The organism is Microbacterium fluvii (genome assembly GCF_025515205.1).
In the GTDB taxonomy this organism is placed as follows: domain Bacteria; phylum Actinomycetota; class Actinomycetes; order Actinomycetales; family Microbacteriaceae; genus Microbacterium; species Microbacterium fluvii.
Genome location: NZ_JAOPFX010000001.1, coordinates 849,409 through 867,295, shown reverse-complemented (window position 1 = coordinate 867,295; position 17,887 = coordinate 849,409). Strand labels below are relative to the sequence as shown.

14 protein-coding genes and 2 tRNA genes are annotated in these 17,887 nt (G+C 70.1%); 6 read left to right on the top strand and 10 right to left on the bottom strand.

Features of this window, described 5'->3' with window-relative positions:
• Positions 1–86: 86 nt before the first annotated feature.
• Together OAW74_RS03865 and OAW74_RS03860 are read left to right on the top strand one after the other, a co-directional pair.
• Positions 87–749: a fasciclin domain-containing protein gene (locus tag OAW74_RS03865; RefSeq protein ID WP_262873013.1), complete on the top strand. Its 663-nt coding sequence runs from the start codon at positions 87–89 to the stop codon at positions 747–749.
• 77 nt (positions 750–826) lie between these two features.
• A tRNA-Lys gene (locus OAW74_RS03860) sits at positions 827–899 on the top strand.
• 13 nt (positions 900–912) lie between these two features.
• Here the strand turns inward: OAW74_RS03860 and OAW74_RS03855 are convergent.
• Genes OAW74_RS03855 through OAW74_RS03845 form a run of 3 tightly spaced genes read right to left on the bottom strand, consistent with a single transcriptional unit; the run spans position 913 to position 5,133 of the window.
• Complete coding sequence (locus OAW74_RS03855) at positions 913–2,271, bottom strand: hemolysin family protein (RefSeq protein ID WP_262873012.1); 1,359 nt, start codon at positions 2,269–2,271, stop codon at positions 913–915.
• Between the two features lie 43 nt (positions 2,272–2,314).
• Positions 2,315–2,896 (bottom strand): isochorismatase family protein, encoded by a 582-nt coding sequence (locus OAW74_RS03850; RefSeq protein ID WP_262873011.1) that lies wholly within the window; start codon positions 2,894–2,896, stop codon positions 2,315–2,317.
• On the bottom strand, positions 2,893–5,133 hold the full coding sequence (locus OAW74_RS03845) for an MMPL family transporter (RefSeq protein ID WP_262873010.1): 2,241 nt from the start codon (positions 5,131–5,133) through the stop codon (positions 2,893–2,895). The genes OAW74_RS03850 and OAW74_RS03845 overlap by 4 nt, the downstream gene beginning before the upstream one ends.
• A gap of 55 nt (positions 5,134–5,188) precedes the next feature.
• Between OAW74_RS03845 and OAW74_RS03840 the strand changes: the two genes are divergently transcribed.
• On the top strand, positions 5,189–6,148 hold the full coding sequence (locus OAW74_RS03840; protein WP_262873009.1) for an EamA family transporter: 960 nt from the start codon (positions 5,189–5,191) through the stop codon (positions 6,146–6,148).
• Positions 6,149–6,165: 17 nt separating this feature from the next.
• On the opposite strand, the gene OAW74_RS03835 is transcribed toward OAW74_RS03840, so the two are convergent.
• Both OAW74_RS03835 and OAW74_RS03830 read right to left on the bottom strand, forming a co-directional pair.
• Positions 6,166–6,558 carry a hypothetical protein gene (locus tag OAW74_RS03835; RefSeq protein WP_262873008.1) on the bottom strand — a complete coding sequence of 131 codons (393 nt, stop codon included), beginning with the start codon at positions 6,556–6,558 and terminating at the stop codon, positions 6,166–6,168.
• A 49-nt stretch (positions 6,559–6,607) separates the two neighbouring features.
• Positions 6,608–6,682, bottom strand: a tRNA-Thr gene (locus OAW74_RS03830).
• A gap of 236 nt (positions 6,683–6,918) precedes the next feature.
• On the opposite strand from OAW74_RS03830, the gene OAW74_RS03825 reads away from it, so the two are divergent.
• From OAW74_RS03825 to OAW74_RS03815, 3 genes are all read left to right on the top strand, one after another.
• The gene (locus OAW74_RS03825) at positions 6,919–7,818 is read left to right on the top strand and encodes a MetQ/NlpA family ABC transporter substrate-binding protein (protein WP_262873007.1); all 900 of its coding nucleotides are present in this window, start codon (positions 6,919–6,921) and stop codon (positions 7,816–7,818) included.
• A 64-nt stretch (positions 7,819–7,882) separates the two neighbouring features.
• Positions 7,883–8,950 carry a methionine ABC transporter ATP-binding protein gene (locus OAW74_RS03820; RefSeq protein ID WP_262873006.1) on the top strand — a complete coding sequence of 356 codons (1,068 nt, stop codon included), beginning with the start codon at positions 7,883–7,885 and terminating at the stop codon, positions 8,948–8,950.
• The gene (locus OAW74_RS03815; RefSeq protein ID WP_262873005.1) at positions 8,943–9,602 is read left to right on the top strand and encodes a methionine ABC transporter permease; all 660 of its coding nucleotides are present in this window, start codon (positions 8,943–8,945) and stop codon (positions 9,600–9,602) included. The genes OAW74_RS03820 and OAW74_RS03815 overlap by 8 nt, the downstream gene beginning before the upstream one ends.
• A gap of 4 nt (positions 9,603–9,606) precedes the next feature.
• Here the strand turns inward: OAW74_RS03815 and OAW74_RS03810 are convergent, their stop codons facing one another.
• The 5 genes from OAW74_RS03810 to topA all read right to left on the bottom strand — a co-directional run bounded on the left by OAW74_RS03810 (position 9,607) and on the right by topA (position 17,823).
• Positions 9,607–11,151: an alpha/beta hydrolase gene (locus OAW74_RS03810; RefSeq protein WP_262873004.1), complete on the bottom strand. Its 1,545-nt coding sequence runs from the start codon at positions 11,149–11,151 to the stop codon at positions 9,607–9,609.
• Positions 11,148–12,302 carry a DNA polymerase III subunit delta' gene (locus tag OAW74_RS03805; protein WP_262873003.1) on the bottom strand — a complete coding sequence of 385 codons (1,155 nt, stop codon included), beginning with the start codon at positions 12,300–12,302 and terminating at the stop codon, positions 11,148–11,150. The genes OAW74_RS03810 and OAW74_RS03805 overlap by 4 nt, the downstream gene beginning before the upstream one ends.
• Before the next feature lie 63 nt (positions 12,303–12,365).
• Complete coding sequence (locus tag OAW74_RS03800) at positions 12,366–14,234, bottom strand: hypothetical protein (protein ID WP_262873002.1); 1,869 nt, start codon at positions 14,232–14,234, stop codon at positions 12,366–12,368.
• Between the two features lie 236 nt (positions 14,235–14,470).
• Positions 14,471–15,103 (bottom strand): dTMP kinase, encoded by a 633-nt coding sequence (tmk, locus tag OAW74_RS03795; protein WP_262873001.1) that lies wholly within the window; start codon positions 15,101–15,103, stop codon positions 14,471–14,473.
• Positions 15,100–17,823, bottom strand: a complete 2,724-nt coding sequence (topA, locus tag OAW74_RS03790) for a type I DNA topoisomerase (RefSeq protein WP_262873000.1) — start codon at positions 17,821–17,823, stop codon at positions 15,100–15,102. The genes tmk and topA overlap by 4 nt, the downstream gene beginning before the upstream one ends.
• Positions 17,824–17,887 lie beyond the last annotated feature (64 nt).

Sequence of the window (17,887 nt, the reverse complement as noted above, 5' to 3'; positions counted from 1 at the left end):
CCGAATCCCCCGTGTACGCCACCCGGCGCACAGGTCAACCAGGACCACCACCGACGAGTCCCCGGACTCCGACACGGAGGAAGATCATGCTCAGCACCAAGACCCGCACGACAGCCGGATTCGCCCTCGCCTTCGCGGGAGCGATCGCGCTCTCCGCCTGTTCGATGGGCGCCTCGACCGAGGCAGAAGACACCGCCTCGCCGTCGATGCCCGCCGCCGAGAGCAGCGCCCCGGCCATGGAGAACGACCCCGCCGCGAACCTCGTCGGCCCCGGCTGCGCCGACTACGCGGCGGCCGTCCCCGACGGAGACGGCTCCATCCAGGGCATGTCGCAGGATCCTGTCGCCGTCGCGGCCTCGAACAACCCGATGCTCACGACGCTGGTCTCGGCGGTCAGCGGTGAGCTCAACCCCGACGTCAACCTGGTCGACACCCTCAACGGCGACGAGTTCACGGTGTTCGCGCCCGTCGACGACGCATTCGCCAAGATCGACGCCGACACGATCGAGTCGCTGAAGACCGACTCCGAGACGCTGACGAAGATCCTGACCTACCACGTGGTGCCCGGTCAGATCGAGCCGGCCGACATCGCCGGCACGCACACGACGGTCGAGGGCTCCGACCTGGAGGTGACCGGCAGCGGCGACGAGTGGATGGTCAACGACGCGACCGTCATCTGCGGCGGCGTCCAGACCGCCAACGCGACGGTCTACCTCATCGACACGGTGCTCATGCCGCCGACGGAGTGACATGACCCGGAAGAGCCGTCGGCCCGCGGGGTCGGCGGCTCTTCGGCGTCCTGGGGGCCAGTAGGCTGGAGGGCAGCGGGCCTCTAGCTCAGTCGGTAGAGCATCGGACTTTTAATCCGCGGGTCGTGGGTTCGAGCCCCACGGGGCCCACCGCAGTCTTCTCCTACGCGCGCGCAGCGCCGCCGTCGTCGACGTGCGCGCGCACGCGCACCCGCTCGATGCGGTGGCCCTCCACCTCGACGACCTCGAGCTCGTGCTCGCCCGCCTCGACGACGTCGCCGACGGCGGCGACGCGTCCCAGCCGATCGAGGATGTAGCCCCCGACGGTCTCGTAATCGCCTTCGTCGACGAGGGCGATGCCGGTCTGCTCGCGGAAGTCCTCGAGGTTGAGACCGGCGTCGACGACCAGGTCTCCCGTGGATGCGGCGGCGACGGCATCCGTCATGTCGTGCTCGTCTTCGATCTCGCCGACGAGCTCTTCGACGAGGTCTTCGAGCGTCACGATGCCGTCGGTGCCGCCGTACTCGTCGATCACGACCGCGATGTGGATGCGTTCGCGGCGCAGCATCGACATCGACGGCAGCAGCGCGTTGGTCGCCGGCAGCACCGCGATACGGCGCACGAGATCGCGCACGCGCCGCACACCCTCGACCGGGGTCGTCGTGCCGACCCGCACGGCGCCCGCGTCGTCGTCGCCCGCGAGCAGGGCATCGGCCTGGTACAGATCGCGCACATGCACGAACCCGAGGATGTCGTCGAAGTCGGTGCCGATGACGGGGTAGCGCGAGTAGGGCTGGGTCGCCACGATGCGGGTCGCCTCATCGACGGTGAGGTCGCCGTCGAGGAAGACGACGTCATGCCGCGGGCGCATCACCTCGCCGATCGAGCGCTCCCCCGCTTCGAACACGTCGCGCAGGATCTGCCGCTCGTCTTCAGGGAGTCCCTCGTGCGAGACGACGAGCTCGCGCAGCTCTTCGTCGCTCATCTCCTCGCCGGCGGCCTTCGGATCGCCGCCCAGCAGCCGCACGACGCCGTTGGTCGATACGGAGAGCAGCCAGATGACGGGACGCATGATGCGCGAGAACCGGTCGAGGGTGGGCCCGACGGCGAGCGCCAGAGAGGATGCCCGCTGCAGCGCGAACCGCTTGGGCACGAGCTCGCCGAGCACGAGCGACAGATACGCGATGATCAGCGTGAGCACGATGAGCGACACGGCCGCCGCGACGGCCTCCGGCATCCCCCACGCCAGGAACACGGGCGTGAGGTACGGAGCGATCGTCGAGGCGCCGAAGGCCGCCGACAGGAAGCCGGCCACCGTGACGCCGATCTGCACCGAGGCGAGGAACCGGTTCGGGTCGCGTGCGACGGCGGCCACGCGCGCGCCGCGGGAGCTCTGCCGCTCGAGCTGGTCGATCTGGCTCTCGCGCAGCGAGATCAGCGCGATCTCGGTTCCGGCGAACACTCCCCCGATGAGGATGAACAGCACGACGAGGGCGATGTTGAGCCAGAGTCCGCTGTCCATGCCTCCATCGAACGGCACGCATGCCGTCTGCGGCAAGTCGAGCTCAGGCCCCGGATGCCGCCAGCACCGCGCCCGCGTGCGCGAGTTCGGCCAGCGCCCGCTCGCTGGACTCGGGCGCGACCCCTGCCACGAGGTCGGTGAGCACGCGCACGTGCCGACCGTGCTCGATGGCGTCGACGGCCGACGCGCGCACGCAGTAGTCGGTCGCGATGCCGACGACGTCGACGTCGGTCACGCCGTGCTCGGCCAGGAGGTCGCCCACGGTGCGCCCGTCGTCTGTCGTGCCCTCGAACAGCGAGTAGGCGGGCTTTCCCTGGCCCTTCTTGACGTGGTGGGTCACGGCATCCGTCGCCAGAGCGGGGTCGTAGTCGGCGCCGGTCGTGCCGGCGACGCAGTGCACCGGCCACGTGTCGACGAAGTCGGGCTCGCCCGCGGCGAAGTGCCCGCCGTTGTCGCCGTCGGCGTCGTGCCAGTCGCGCGAGGCGATGATCAGCGCGTAGTCGCCCGCGTGGGCGGCGAGGTGCCGGCTGATCCCTTCAGCGACCGCGTCGCCGCCTGCGACGCCCAGCGCCCCGCCCTCGGTGAAGTCGTTCTGCACGTCGACGATGAAAAGGGCCCTGCTCATGGCTCGAGAGTACGCCGGTACTCGGCCCTGGTCATCTCGCCGGCGGGCTCGTCGGATGCCGGGTCAGCCGCATCCGCGCGCGACAGCTTCGAGGGCCACCAGATCGCACGGCCGATGTCATAGGTGACGGCGGGCACCAGGAGCGAGCGCACGACGAAGGTGTCGAGCAGCACGCCGAAGGCGACGATGAAGGCGAGCTGCGCGAGGAACAGGATCGGGATGACCCCGAGCGCAGCGAACGTCGCGGCGAGCACGAGCCCCGCCGAGGTGATCACGCCGCCCGTGGCGACCAGGCCCCGGAGGATCCCCGGTCTCGTGCCGTGGCGCAGCGACTCCTCCCGAACCCGCGACATGAGGAAGATGTTGTAGTCCACGCCGAGTGCGACCAGGAAGACGAACCCGTACAGCGGCACGGCGGGGTCTGCCCCGGGGAAGCCGAAGACGTGGTTGAAGACGAGGGCGCTCACCCCCAGCGCTGCGCCGAACGAGATGATCACCGAGAGGATCAGCAGCACCGGCGCGACGACGGCGCGCAGCAGCAGCATGAGGATCACGAGGATCACCGCGAGCACCACCGGGATGATGAGGGTGCGATCGTGGATCGAGGTGTCGTTGGTGTCGACGTCGATCGCCGTCGTGCCGCCCACGAGGGCGGCGCCCGCACCGAGTTCGTCGTCGAGGGCGACGCGCAGGTCGCGCACGGTCTGCTCGGCTTCGAACGAGTCCGCGGCGTCTGTCAGCGTCGCGATCAGCAGCACGTCGCCGTCGGCGACGGTGGGCTCCGGCGCCGCGGTCCCCGGGGGGCCGACGGCGGTGAACACGGGCTCGCCGTCGTCGAGGGCGACCTCTGCCTGCCCCGTCGGCGAGTCGTCGGATGCGGCTGCCACCGACTCGATGCCGTCGCTGTCGTCGAGCACCCCCACGGCCGAGGCCAGGTCGTCTTCGGCGACGATGACGTAGACGGGGCTGCCTGAGCCGGCGGGGAAGTGCTCGGCCAGCACGTCCTGCCCGTCGCGGGCCTCCGAGGCGCCGAGCACCAGGTCGCTCGAGGGGACGCCGTCGGCCTTGAGCTGCGTGAGTCCAGCGGCGGCGGCCAGCAGCACGACGGTGCAGATGATCCACACCGGCCGCGAGTGGCGGGCGACCAGCCGCGCCTGTCGGGGCCAGAAGCCCTTGACCTCGCCGGTGAAGTCGGCGGGCATGGGGGTGGGCGCCTTCGGGATGAACGGCCAGAAGGCGGCACGCCCGACGAGGGCCATGAGCGCGGGCAGGAACGTGAGGGCCGACAGCACCGAGAAGGCGATGCCGATCGAGGCGATCGGGCCGAGAGCGCGGTTGCTGGCGAGGTCGCTCAGCAGCAGGCACAGCAGCGCCGCGATCACGGTGCCCCCGGAGGCCAGGATGGGCTCGAACGCGCCGCGCCAGGCCTGCAGGGTCGCATCCCAGCGTCTGTGCCCCTCGGCGACGGCCTCGCGGAACCTCGCGACGTAGAGCAGCGCGTAGTCGGTGGCGGCGCCGATGACGAGGATGAAGAGGATGCCCTGCACCTGACCGTTGAGCACGAAGATGCCGGCCTTGGCCAGCCACCACACCGTCAGCAGGGCGACGCACAGCGCGAACGTCGAGGTCAGCAGCACGAGGATCGGCAGCAGCGGCGAGCGGTAGACGATGACGAGGATGATGAACACCGCGAGCAGGGCGACTCCCAGCAGGAGCCCGTCGATGCCGAGGAAGCCTTCGACGAGGTCGGCCGTGAAGCCGGCGGGCCCGGTCACCCACGCCTCCATGCCGTCGGGCAGCGACGACGCGATGGTCTCGCGCAGGGCCGCGACAGTCTCGTCGACGTCGCCGGTGGCATCGATGGGCACGAAGATCTGAGCCGCTTCGCCGTCGTCCGAGACGACCGGCGGCGAGACGGCGTCGTCGTCGACGCCCTCGACAGCCGCGAGATCGTCGGCGAGATCCTGCAGCGCGGTGAGCTGGTCGTCGGTGAGGTCGGCGCCCGCCGTGACGACCACGACCGCCGGGATGCTGTCGCCGCCGAGGAACTCCGGCAGGCGCTCGTTCACCTGCGTCGCGTCGGCACTCTCGGGCAGGAACGACGACTGGTCGTTCGTGGAGACCTCGTCGACTTTGCCGAAGTAGGGCCCGCCGATCGAGCCGCCGACGAGCCAGATCAGAACGAGGAGCACGGGAATGCCGATCCGCAGCCAGCGGGTGGGAGTGCGCGAGGTCATATCGCTAGCTTATCTAGCAAAATGCCGATCGCCGCCACCCTAAGCTGATGACACCATGATCTCCGCCGCCATCGCCCTCGCCGGAGCCGTCATCTACGGGTCCGCCGACTTCCTCGGTGGCCTGGCCGCCAGGCAGCTGCGCTCGATCGTCGCGACGGCGGTGGCCGCGGCATCCGGGCTGGTCGTGCTGGCGCTGGCCTACCCCGTGCTGGGCGGCACCTGGAGCGCCGCCGACGTCGGATGGGGCGCACTGTCTGGCGTGTTCGGCGTGTTCGCCATCGCCCTGCTCTATGCGTGCCTGGCGATCGGCCCGATGAGCATCCTCTCGCCGCTGACCGCGGTCGTCTCGGCCGTCGCTCCGATGCTGTGGGGGCTGCTGGTCAAGGGCGAGACGCTCTCGGCGCTCGGCTACGCGGGGCTCGGAGTCGCCCTCGTCGCGGTCGTGCTCGTGGGATTCATCCCCGGCGAAGCGGTCGCCCGCCCGAGCGTGCGGGGCCTGGTCATGGCCGTCGGCTCGGGGCTCGCGATCGGCGCGTTCCTCATCGTCATCGACCTCACCTCCGACGACAGCGGCGTCGTGCCGCTGATCATGAACCGCGCCACCAACACGGCGATCACGGCCGTGATCGTGGGGATGCTGCTGCTGGCGGCGGCGCGGCGCTCTCAGCCGCCGGCCACGGCGCTGCGGCCCCGCGGGCTCGCGATCGGCGCGACTCCGACCGGCCACGCCGACCTCGAGCACGCGACGGGCCCGGTGGCGATCGTGGTCGACCGCATCGCCCCGCGCGCCTGGGTGCTGGCCGCCGCGTGCGGTGTGGTCGATGCGACGGCGAACGTGCTCATGCTCGTCGCGCTGCGTCTGGGCGACCTGTCGATCGTGTCGGCGCTGACGGCGATGTATCCGGCCGGCACGATCCTGTTGGCCGCGATCGTGCTGCGCGAGCGCATCGCCGTCGTGCAGTGGCTGGGATTGGCCATGGCCCTCGCCGCGGGTGCGATGCTCGCGCTGGCCTGACGTCGCGCCGGGCGAGCTCAGCCGCGGGCGAACAGCAGCACGAGCGAGACGATCGCCGCCACCACGCCGACGGCGAGGAAGCCCGCGCTCAGCCGCAGCGTGAACAGCGCAGCGGGGGCCGTCTTGGTGAGCCGCAGTTGGTGGGGAACACCCACCTTCGCGAAAGCGCGGGCCTGGTCGGCCCCGGCGAGCTGGTGCACCTGATGCGGTGTCAGCACCGCTTCGTTCACTCCCCCGGCGGCATCGAACCAGCGGGCGACGCGGCCGGTCGGCGCGTCGTCGATCATGATCCGCACGGGCGCCCAGGCGCCGTCGGCGAGCAGCATCGCGATGCCGATCGCGCCCGCGACGATGCCTGCTGCAAGTCCCACCCACGTGAAGATCTCGGCGAGGGCGTCAGCAGCATCCATGTCGTCTCCAGATACACGTCGAGGGCCGCGATTGCGGCCCTCGACGCGATGGAGCCACCTGTCAGGATCGAACTGACGGCCTGCTCATTACGAGTGAGCTGCTCTACCACTGAGCTAAGGTGGCGCGCCTCGCTTGCGCGATGCACAAGCAACGATCTTACAGGGTGCGCAGACCCCTCGCGAACCGACGGCCGGCGCCCGCGCACCTGTGTCGGCGTGTGACACCGGGATTGGGCGAACCCGCCGCCCTCGACGTAGCGTCGATGTCGGCACCGCGATGAGGCGTGGCGGCCCCCCTGGGCCGCTTCCGGCGGTCGTCGCACCGCCGCGCGGTGCCGATGATCACCGAGGAGCACCACCATGTCCAAGAGATTCCTCAGCGCCGCGGCGCTGGCCCTTCCCCTCGCCCTTCTCGTGTCGGGCTGCGCAGGCAGCGCCGACACGGCCGCCAGCGGCGACACCGCCGCCGACGGCCCCGTGCGCATCGGCGTCGTGGGCGCGGGCGACCCCTACTGGGAGACCTTCACCGAGGCCGCCGCCGACGAGGGCATCGAGGTCGAGATCGTCGACTTCACCTCGTACGACCAGCCCAACCCCGCGCTGTCGGCCGGAGAGCTCGACCTCAACCAGTTCCAGCACGTGATCTACCTCGCCACCTACAACGTGGCCGCCGGCGACGACCTGCAGCCGATCGGCGCGACGGCGATCTACCCGCTGGGCCTGTATTCGACGCAGTACGACTCGGTCGCCGACATCCCAGAGGGGGGCACGATCGCGATCCCCAACGACGAGTCGAACGGCGCCAGGGCGCTGCTCGTGCTGCAGTCGGCCGGCCTGATCGAACTCGAGGACGGCGGGTCGATCTTCTCGACGCCCGCCGACGTCATCGAGGAGTCGTCGAAGGTCAAGGTCGAAGCGGTCGACGCCGACTTCACCGCGTCGTCGCTGCCCGACTTCGCCGGCGCCATCGTCAACAACGACTTCGTCTCGAAGTCGGGGCTCACCGAAGACGAGCTGCTCGCGCAGGACGACCCGGCCGACCCCGCCTCGTTCCCCTACATCAACATCTTCGCCGCGAAGGCCGAAGACGCCGACAACCCGACCTACCTCAAGCTCGTCGAGATCTACCAGTCGACGCAGGGCGTGCAGGACGGCGTGCTCGAGGCCTCCGGCGGCACCGCCGTGCTCGTGCAGACGCCCGCAGCCGACCTCGTGACCTCGCTCACCGAGGTCGAAGACGACATCCGCGCGAACCAGTGACACCCCGCGTGTGCGGCCCGTCGACACGGCGGGCCGCACACGTATGTCTTCGAGGAGACACCCCATGACCCTCATCCGCCTCACCGGCGTCACGAAGGCCTACCCCGCGCCGTCGAAGGGCGCCGATCCCGTCGTCGCGGTGGACGACGTCTCGCTCGAGATCGCCGCAGGCGAGATCTGCGGCATCATCGGCTATTCGGGCGCCGGCAAGTCGACCGTGCTCCGCCTGGTCAACGCCCTCGAGAAGCCGACCTCCGGCACCGTCGAGATCGACGGTCGCGACATCACGGCGCTGCCCGAGCGCGAGCTGCGGCGGCTCCGCGGCGACATCGGCATGATCTTCCAGCAGTTCAACCTGTTCGACTCGCGCACGGTGGCCGGCAACGTTGCCTACCCGCTCGAGGTGGCCGGCCGCCCCCGCGCCGAGATCGCGGCGCGGGTCGACGAGCTGCTGCGCTTCGTCGGTCTCGACGGCAAGGCGCGCAGCTACCCCGAGCAGCTCTCCGGCGGCCAGAAGCAGCGGGTGGGCATCGCCCGCGCTCTGGCGACGAGCCCCCGCATCCTGCTCGCCGACGAGGCCACGAGCGCCCTCGACCCCGACACGACGCAGGAGGTGCTGGAGCTCCTGCGCCGCGTCAACGACGAGCTCGGCATCACGATCCTCGTCATCACGCACGAGATGGACGTCATCCGCACCCTCGCCGATCGCGTCGTCGTCATGGAGCACGGCCGCATCATCGAGACCGGCGAGGTGTTCGACGTGCTCTCTGGTCCGCAGCACGCCGCCACGCGGCGGTTCGTCGCGAGCATCATCGACGACGTGCCCGCCGGCGCGCAGCTGCAGACGCTGCGCGCGCGCCACCCCGGACGCATCGTCACCATGACGATCCACGACGGCACGATCCACGACGGCACGATCCGCGACGGCGCCGCCACGCAGGCCGACGTGTTCGCCGCGCTGTCTGCCCACGGCGTGCGCTTCGAACTCATCCACGGCGGCATCAACGACATCGGCGGCCGTGTGTTCGGCCACCTCACGCTCGCGCTGTCCGGAGAGGCGGATGCGGTGGCCTCCGCCATCGCCGCCGCCTCGGCCTTCGCCCCGCTCATCGAGGAGGACCCCCGTGGATAGGCTCGCAGACCTGCTTCCCGAGCTGCTCGCCGCGACCGTCGAGACGCTCTACGTCGCCACGGCCGCCCTGATCCTGGGCGGCATCGCCGGGCTGCTGCTGGGTCTCGCCCTCTACGCCACGCGCCCCGGCAGCCTCTTCCCGAACCGCGCGGTGTTCGGCGTGCTCAACTTCGTCGTCAACTTCTTCCGCCCGATCCCGTTCGTGATCCTGCTGGCGGCCGTCCAGCCGCTCGCTCGCGCCGTCGGCCTTCCCGGCATCGGCCCCGCCTTCGGCATCTTCGCCATCACGATCGCGTCGCTGTTCGCGATCAGCCGCATCGTCGAGCAGAACCTCCTCACGGTGCGCCCCGGGGTCATCGAGGCCGCGCGGGCGACGGGGGCGAGCCGGTCGCGCATCCTCTTCCGCCTCGTCCCGCGCGAAGCGCTCGGGCCGCTCATCCTCGGCTACACGTTCGTCGTGGTCGCCCTCGTCGACATGACGGCGATGGCCGGTGCCGTCGCCGCAGGCGGCCTCGGCGAGTTCGCGATCGTCTACGGGTTCAAGCAGTTCAACCCGGCGGTCACGTGGGCCGCCGTGCTCGTGATCATCGTCATCGTGCAGAGCGTGCAGTTCGTGGGCAACGCCCTCGCCCGCCGCGTGCTGCGTCGCTGAGGCCTCACTCGCAGCGCAGGCCGTCTTCGGGCACGACGCCGTCGATGAGGTAGTCGTCGACGGCGTCGTCGACGCAGTCGTTGCCCTTGTTGTAGCCGGTGTGGCCCTCGCCCACGCGGGTGATCAGCACGCCGGAGGTCAGCTGGTCGGCCAGCGACACCGCCCACTCGTAGGGCGTCGCGGGGTCGTTGGTGGTGCCGATGACGACGATCGGGTCGGCGCCTGGGGCGGTGAGCTCGCCCCGCGTGCCGGTGGCCTCATAGGGCCACTGCTCGCACGGGTCGGGTCCCGTCCAGTACGGCGCGATCGTCGGGGCGTCGATGGCCAGCTGCTTCTCCATCGCGTCCTGCTCGGCATCCGTCGTGTCGTCGGGGTAGTCCATGCAGTTGTACGCGCGGAAGGCCTCCGTGGAGTTGTCGAGATACTCGCCGTCGACGCGGTTGTAGTAGAAGTCGGCGAGGAGGAAGGCCATGTCGGCGTCGCCCCGCATCGCGTCGGAGAGGGCCTGGGTGAGGTAGGTCCAGCTCGACTCCGAGTAGAGCGCCGCCACGATCGCCGTCATGAGGCTGTCGGCGCCGAGCTCGCGCCCGTCGGATGCCGGCAGCGGCGAGCGGTCGACGCTCGCCAGCAGTGTGCCGAGGTCGGCCATCGCATCGTCCACGGTGCCGCGGAAGGGGCACTCGTCGTCGCCGAGGCAGTCGGCCATGTAGGCGCGCAGCGCCGACTCGAAGCCGGTCGCCTGGGTCATGCCCACCTCGGTGCCCGACACCGACGGGTCGATCGCGCCGTCGAGCACGAGACGGCCGACGCGCTCGGGATAGAGCTCGGCGAAGGTCGCGCCGAGGAACGTGCCGTAGGAGTAGCCGAGGTAGTTCAGCTTCGCGTCTCCCAGCACGGCGCGCAGCAGGTCGAGATCGCGCGCCGCGTTCACGGTGGTGATGTAGGGAAGGATGCCGTCGCTGTTGGCATCGCAGGCCTGCGCGAACTCGAGGTTGCGCGCATCGAGCTCTTCTTCCCAGGCGTCGCTGGCGCGCTCATGCTGGGGGATGTCGAAGAGGTAGGAGTCCATGTCGGCGGCGTCGAGGCACGTGACGGCGGTCGACTCCCCCACGCCGCGCGGGTCGAACCCGATGACGTCGTACGCGTCGATGACGCGCTGGCCGGCGAGGCCGCTCAGGCTGTCGCGCACGAACGAGAGTCCGCTCGCCCCCGGGCCCCCCGGGTTGGTCAGCAGCGATCCCACCGGCTCGCCGCCCGTCGCGCGATGACGGATGACGGCGAGCTCGATCTCTCCGGCGGAGGGGTCGCTCCAGTCCAGCGGCGCCGTCACCGTCGTGCACTGGAAGCCGTCGTCGCACGACGCCCAGTCGAGCGCCTGGTCGTAGAACGGCAGCAGGTCGGCCGCCACGCCCGTCGTGTCGGGGGTCGGGCTCGTCGTCGGAGCGGCGTCGTCGTCGGGGCGCGGCACGCAGCCCCCCAGCAGCAGCGACACCGCCGCGACAGCGGCGACCAGGGCGAGGCGCGCGCGGCGCGGAGCGGATGTGGTCACGGGGTTCTCCCGCTCGCGACGGTCACGAGCATGCTTTCGAGGGCCAGGGTGGGGGCGACGTTTCCCTCGAGATTGCGGCGCGTCTCGGCGATGCGATCGAGGACGGTCAGGGTGCGCTCAGGCGACCACGCGGCGGCCAGGGCACGCAGATCGGCGTCGAGTTCGATGTTGATGAGCTCGGCGTCGCGGCCGAACTGCAGCATGAGCACGTCGCGGAACATCGACTGCAGGTCGGTGAGCACGCGATCGATGCCGTCGCGCAGGCTCCGCGTGGCTCGGCGCTTCTGCTCGTCTTCCAGGGCCGACAGCTGCGATCGCACGGCGGGCGGCACCGCCGCGCCTTCGGCGATGCCGAGGGTGCGCAGCAGCGCGGCGCGCTCGTTCGCGTCGCGTTCGGCCGTCAGCGCCTTGGCGTCTTCGGTCGCCGACTGCACGATGCGGCCCGCGACCTCGACCGCGTCACCCACGCCGCGCACGCCCAGCACCCCGCGCAGCGTGTCGTCGCGGCGGGCGCGGGCGTCGGCATCCGTCGCCAGTCGCTGCGCCATGCCGATGTGCCGCTGCGCGTGCCGCGCAGCCTGCTCGGCGACCTCGGGCGCGGCGCCGGTGCGCGAGACGATCAGCCGCGCCACGTCGGCGATGCCGGGCTCGCGCAGGCGCAGCGTGCGCACCCGCGAGCGGATGGTGGGAAGCAGGTCGGCCTCGCTCGGCGCACACAGCACCCAGACGGTCTGCTCGGGGGGCTCTTCGAGCGCCTTGAGCAGCACGTTCGAGGTGCGCTCGGTCATGCGGTCGGCGTCTTCGACGACGATCACGCGGTGCCGGCCGAGCGAGGGCGCATAGGAGGCGCGTTCGACCAGACGTCTGGCCTCTTCGATGCGGATGACGACGGCCTCGGTGCGCAGGGCAGTGAGATCAGGGTGGGTGCCGGCGATCACCTGGCGCATCGCCGCCTCGTCACCGGGCTCGGCGATGAGCGCCGCAGCGAACGCGGTGGCGAGGGTCGAGCGGCCGGACCCGGGCGGACCCGTGATGAGCCAGGCGTGGGTCATCGAGGCGGGGTCGGATGCCGCCGCCTGCAGTGTCGCCAGCGCGTCGTCCTGCCCCCACACGGCCCCCCACGGCACGGCGATGTCGGGCGCGAGGGTCATGGGCTCCAGCCTACCGGCGGGGTGGGACGGGGCCGCCGCGCGCGGCGGCCCCGTCCTGATCGATCAGTCGCTGATGCGGGTCCAGGTGCCGCAGTCCCACGAGATCACGGCAGTGTCTTCCGGGTAGATGCGGATCTGCGTCGTTCCCTCCTCGACATAGTCGGAATCGATGACCTCGTCATCGCTGCCGCCGAAGCCGGATGCAAGCTCCCAGATGCAGCCGCCCCACGCGGTTTCGCTGCTTTCATAAAGACCGGGCTGCACGTGCACGCCGACCTCGTGGGTGCCGTCGCCGAACGACGTGGCGGGAGTGCCCACCGACGCATACGGTGCCCACGCCCCGCAGCCCTCGGTGTAGAAGACCTTGTCGGTCTTCGAGATGGTCACGATCGCCCGGGTGCCTTCATAGCTGTAACCCCAGCCGAGAATTCCTTCGTAGTCCTCGTACGACCAGGTGCTGTCGCCGCGCTCCCAATAGCAGTCGCTCGCCGCAGTGACGGTGTAGGTGCCGGCCTTGATGTCGGTGCCGACCTTGTAGACCCCGTCCTTCGCTGCGATCGTGATCTTCGCCGTCGCGGTGCTGGTGAGTGTGCGGGTGTAGTAGCCCGACTTCTTGCCGGTCACGGTCACCGTGATCGTCTTCCCGTAGTCGTCAGCGGTGAGAACATACGTGCTCTTGGTCGCTCCAGAGATCGCCACGCCGCTGCGCTTCCACTGGTAGGTGAAGCTCGCCGTCGGCGACCAGGCCGCCACCTTCGCCGAGAGGGTGAAACCGACGCGCGTGGTGCCCGAGATCGTGGGCGTCTTCACCTTGGTGAACGCCTTGCTGATCGTCACCGAGGAGCTGGTCACGGACTTGGTGCTGTAGCCGCTCGCCTTGCCGGTGACCTTGACGGTGATCTTCTTCTTCCAGTCGCTGCTGGTCAGCTTGTACGACGACTTCGTCGCCTTCGAGATCGCCTTGCCGTCACGCAGCCACTGGTAGCTCAACGTGGCCTTCGGCGACCAGGTGCCGGCGGACGCCTTGAGCGTGCTGCCGACCGTCGCGGTGCCCGTGATCTTCGGCGTCGGAGCCGAGAAGGCGCCATAGCCGATGGTGGCCGAGGAGGTCGTCTTCGACGCCGAGGTGTAGCCGCTGCGCGAGGCGGTGACCGTGAGGGTCAGCTTCTTGCCGCGCTGGCTCGCCGAGGGGGTGAACGTCGCGGCGGTGCCGGCGCTCTTGCCGTCGACCTTCCACGCATAGGTGAAGGTCGCATCCGGTGCCCACGAGCCCGGCACGGCCGTCAGCTTGCTGCCCACGCGCACCGTGCCGCTGATCTTCGGCGCAGGCGCCGACGTGAAGCTCGCCGCGCCGATCGTGACGGCGGCGCTCGTGCGGGTCTCATCGAGGTAGCCGTCGCGATACCCCGTGACCGCCACCGTGACGCTCTTGCCCTTCTGCGCACCGCTCGGAACGAAGGTCGCCTCATCACCGACGACAACGCCGCCGATCGACCACGCGTAGCCGTACGAGGTCGCGGCCGGCACGAACTCACCGGTCACCGCGGTCAACGTCGAATCGACCTTCGCCGCACCCGAGATCACCGGCGTCGGCGCCGTCGTGAACGATGCCGCACCCACCTCGCCGGCACCGGCCACCTCGACCAGCGCCGCGTCTTCGTCGACGCCGAAGCTGACCGTGGCCCACACCGTCTCGCCCAGCCACTCCGGCAGCAGCGTCAGATCGAAGTCGTTCTCCGCCTCGGCCCCGGTGACCTCGAACTCGGTCTCGGCGTCGCCCACGAACCAGTGCACGTCGGCGTCGACGACGGCCTCGCCCGCGACCTGCTCGACGATGATCGTCTGGTCGACGACCAGGTCGCCGTCGAAGGCGAAGGCGGCCGGCTCGACGACCGGCGTCTCCTCGTCGGCCAGGGCAGGAGCTGCGCCCATCATCGAAGCCACGACGGCGGCCGTGGTCAGCGCGCCGCCCCACAGACCTCGCCGACTCCTCGCGTTCCGCCTTGCAGACACGCCGAACACCGTTTCACCCATACAGAGAACTCCCCAAGAGTCGTCACCATGCGCGTCGTCGCGCACCTGCCGACCCCCAGTCGTGTCGACAGTGCGTCAACTATAAGCACAAACGGAGAGCTTCCTGTGCATCCCCTGAGAGCCCCGCGGAGGCCTCAGAGAGCGCCCGCGAGCCTCTCCCGAACCTCCGCCGAGATGACGTCGATCGGCTGCGACGCATCGAGCACGAGGAATCGCTCGGGTTCGGCCGCCGCGAGCGCGAGATAGGCGTCGCGCACGCGATGGTGGAACTCAGATTTCTCCGCCTCGAGGCGGTCGAACGGCTTGTCGTCGGCGTCGAGCCGTTCGCGGGCATGCGCAGGGTCGAGGTCGAGCAGCACCGTGAGGTCGGGCAGCGCTCCCCCGGTCGCCCACAGCGACAGGTCGCGGATCTCGCCCGCATCGAGCACACGCCCCGCGCCCTGATAGGCGACGGAGGAGTCGAGGTAGCGGTCCTGGATGACGACCTCGCCGCGGGCGAGTGCGGGGCGCACCAGGGTCTCGACGTGATGCGCACGATCGGCGGCATACAGCAGCGCCTCGGCACGGGGGGCGATGTCGCCGCGGTGGTGCAGCACGATATCGCGGATGAGCACACCCACCTCGGTACCGCCAGGCTCCCGGGTGCGCACGACGACGCGGCCCTGCTTCTCGAACCACTCCTGCAGCAGGGCCGCTTGGGTCGTCTTGCCCGAGCCGTCACCGCCCTCGAAGGTGATCCACAGCCCGCCGGGGGTGCGGTCGCTCACTTCTTCGCGGCCGCCGTCTTGCGGGCGGGAGCCTTGCGGGTCGTGCGCTTGGGGGCGGGGCCCTTCGCGCGCTTCTCGGCGATCATCTCGACCGCCCGCTCGAAGGTGATCTCGTCGACGGTGACCCCGCGAGGGATCGTGACGTTGGTCTCGCCGTCGGTGACGTAGGCGCCGAAACGACCGTCGCGGATGCGGATCGGCTTGCCGCTGACCGGATCCGCGTCGAACTCCTTGAGCGCACTCGAGGCGCGCTTGGCGCCGTACTTGGGCTGCGCGTAGCGCTCCAGCGCCTCGTCGAGCGTGATGTCGAACAGCTGCTGCTCGGTGTCGAGCGAGCGCGAGTCGGTGCCCTTCTTCAGGTACGGACCGTAGCGGCCGTTCTGGGCCGTGATCTCCTCGCCGGTGGCGGGATCGGCACCGACGACCCGCGGCAGCGAGAGCAGCTGCAGTGCGGCGTCGAGGTCGATCGTGTCCACCGACATGGTCTTGAACAGCGACGCCGTGCGGGGCTTGGGCGCAGCATCCTTCTTGGCGCCCTTCTTCTTCGGCGCCTCGACGACCTCGCCGGTGGCGGCGTCGACCTGCTCGTCGACGGGCTCGAGCTCCTGCACATAGGGGCCGTAACGGCCGTCTTTGACGACGATGACCTTGCCGTTGTCGGGGTTCTCGCCGAGCACGCGGTCCCCGGCGACCGGGGCGTCGATCAGCTCCTGCGCCTTGGCAGGGGTCAGCTCGTCGGGTGCGAGGTCTTCCGGGATGTTCACCCGCCGAGGCGGCGCCTCGGGGTTCGCCGGGTCGACCACGTCGAGGTAGGGGCCGTACTTGCCGAATCGCAGGGTCGCGGCATCCGTGATCGGGGTCGCATTGAGTTCGCGCGCGTCGATCTCGCCGAGGTTGTCGACGATGTTGCGCAGCCCCGTGTGGGCCTCCGAGCCGAAGTAGAACTCGCGCAGCCAGGCGCTGCGCTCCTGCTCGCCGCGGGCGATCGCGTCGAGGTCGTCTTCGAGCGCCGCCGTGAAGTCGTAGTCCACGAGGTCGGCGAAGTGCTCTTCGAGCAGGCGCACGACGCTGAAGGCGAGCCAGCTGGGCACGAGGGCCTGGCCGCGCTTGGTGACGTAGCCGCGGTTCAGGATGACGTCGATGATGCTCGCGAAGGTGGACGGGCGGCCGATGCCCTTCTCTTCGAGGGCCTTCACGAGCGACGCCTCGGTGTAGCGGGGCTTGGGGCTGGTCGCGTGGCCCTTGGGCTCGACGTCGCGAAGGCGCAGCTCGTCTCCGACGGCGAGCGCCGGCAGCGACTGGTCGTCGGCCTTGTCGGCATCGCTGCGCTTCTCGTCGCGCCCCTCTTCGTAGGCCTCCAGGAAGCCCTTGAAGGTGTACACGGTGCCCGAAGCGGTGAACTCGGCGCGCTGCCCGGCGGCGGCGGCCTCGAGGGTCACGGTCGTCGTCTCGTACTTCGCGTCGGACATCTGGCTGGCGACGGTGCGCTTCCAGATGAGGTCATAGAGGCGCAGCTCGTCGCGGTTGAGGCTGCCCGAGACCTGCGAGGGGGTGCGGAACGTCTCGCCCGACGGGCGGATCGCCTCGTGGGCCTCCTGGGCATTCTTGCTCTTGCCCTTGTAGGAGCGGGGGTTCGCCGGCACCGCCGTGTCGCCGTAGAGCGCGACCGCCTGGGCGCGCGCAGCCTGGACGGCCTGCGTGCTCAGCGAGATCGAGTCGGTGCGCATATAAGTGATGTAGCCCTGCTCGTAGAGGCTCTGGGCGACGCTCATCGTGTGCTTCGCGCTCATCGAGAGCTTGCGCCCGGCCTCCTGCTGCAGCGTCGAGGTCGTGAAGGGCGGCTTCGGGCTGCGCGTGCCGGGCTTCGCCTCGACGGCGGTGACGGATGCCGTGGCCACCTCGGTCAGCGCGGCGGCGAGCGCGTGGGCCTTCGCCTCGTCGAGCACGACGACGGCCTTCTTGAGCTGACCGCGATCGTCGAAGTCGGTGCCGCGGGCGAGCGACGCACCGTCGAGGCGCGCCAGGCGGGCGGCGAAGGCGTCGTGCTCGGCCAGTCCGTCGGTGCGTCGAGGGATCGCCTGCGTCTCGATGTCCCAATAGCCGGCACTGACGAACGCCATGCGCTCGCGCTCGCGGTCGACGACCAGGCGGGTCGCGGCGGACTGCACGCGGCCGGCGCTCAGCGCCTGCCCCTCGGCCCCGCTGCCGATCTTGCGCCACAGCACGGGCGAGACGTCCCACCCGTAGAGGCGGTCGAGGATGCGGCGGGTCTCCTGCGCGTCGACGAGCGCGGTGTCGACCTCGCGCGTGTTGCCGACGGCGGCCTGGATGGCGTCTTTCGTGATCTCGTGGAACACCATGCGCCGCACCGGCACCTTGGGCTTGAGCGTCTCGAGCAGGTGCCACGCGATGGCCTCGCCCTCGCGGTCTTCATCGGTGGCGAGCAGCAGCTCGTCGACCCCCTTGAGCGCCTGACGAAGCTCGGTGACCGTCTTCTTGCCGCGGTCGCTCGGAACGTACAGGGGGTCGAAGTCGTTGTCGATGTCGATCGAGTACTTGCCGTACGCGGCCTTCTTCTCGGCCGGGATGTCCTTCTTGCTCGCGAGGTCGCGGATGTGACCGACGGAGCTCTTCACGACGTAGCCGTCGCCGAGGTATCCCTGGATCGACTTCATCTTCGTCGGAGACTCGACGATGACGAGCTTCTTGCCTGTTGCCAACGGGGGCGTCCTTTCTTCGATGCACACCATACACACCGCCCGACCATGAGAGGGCTGTGAGACC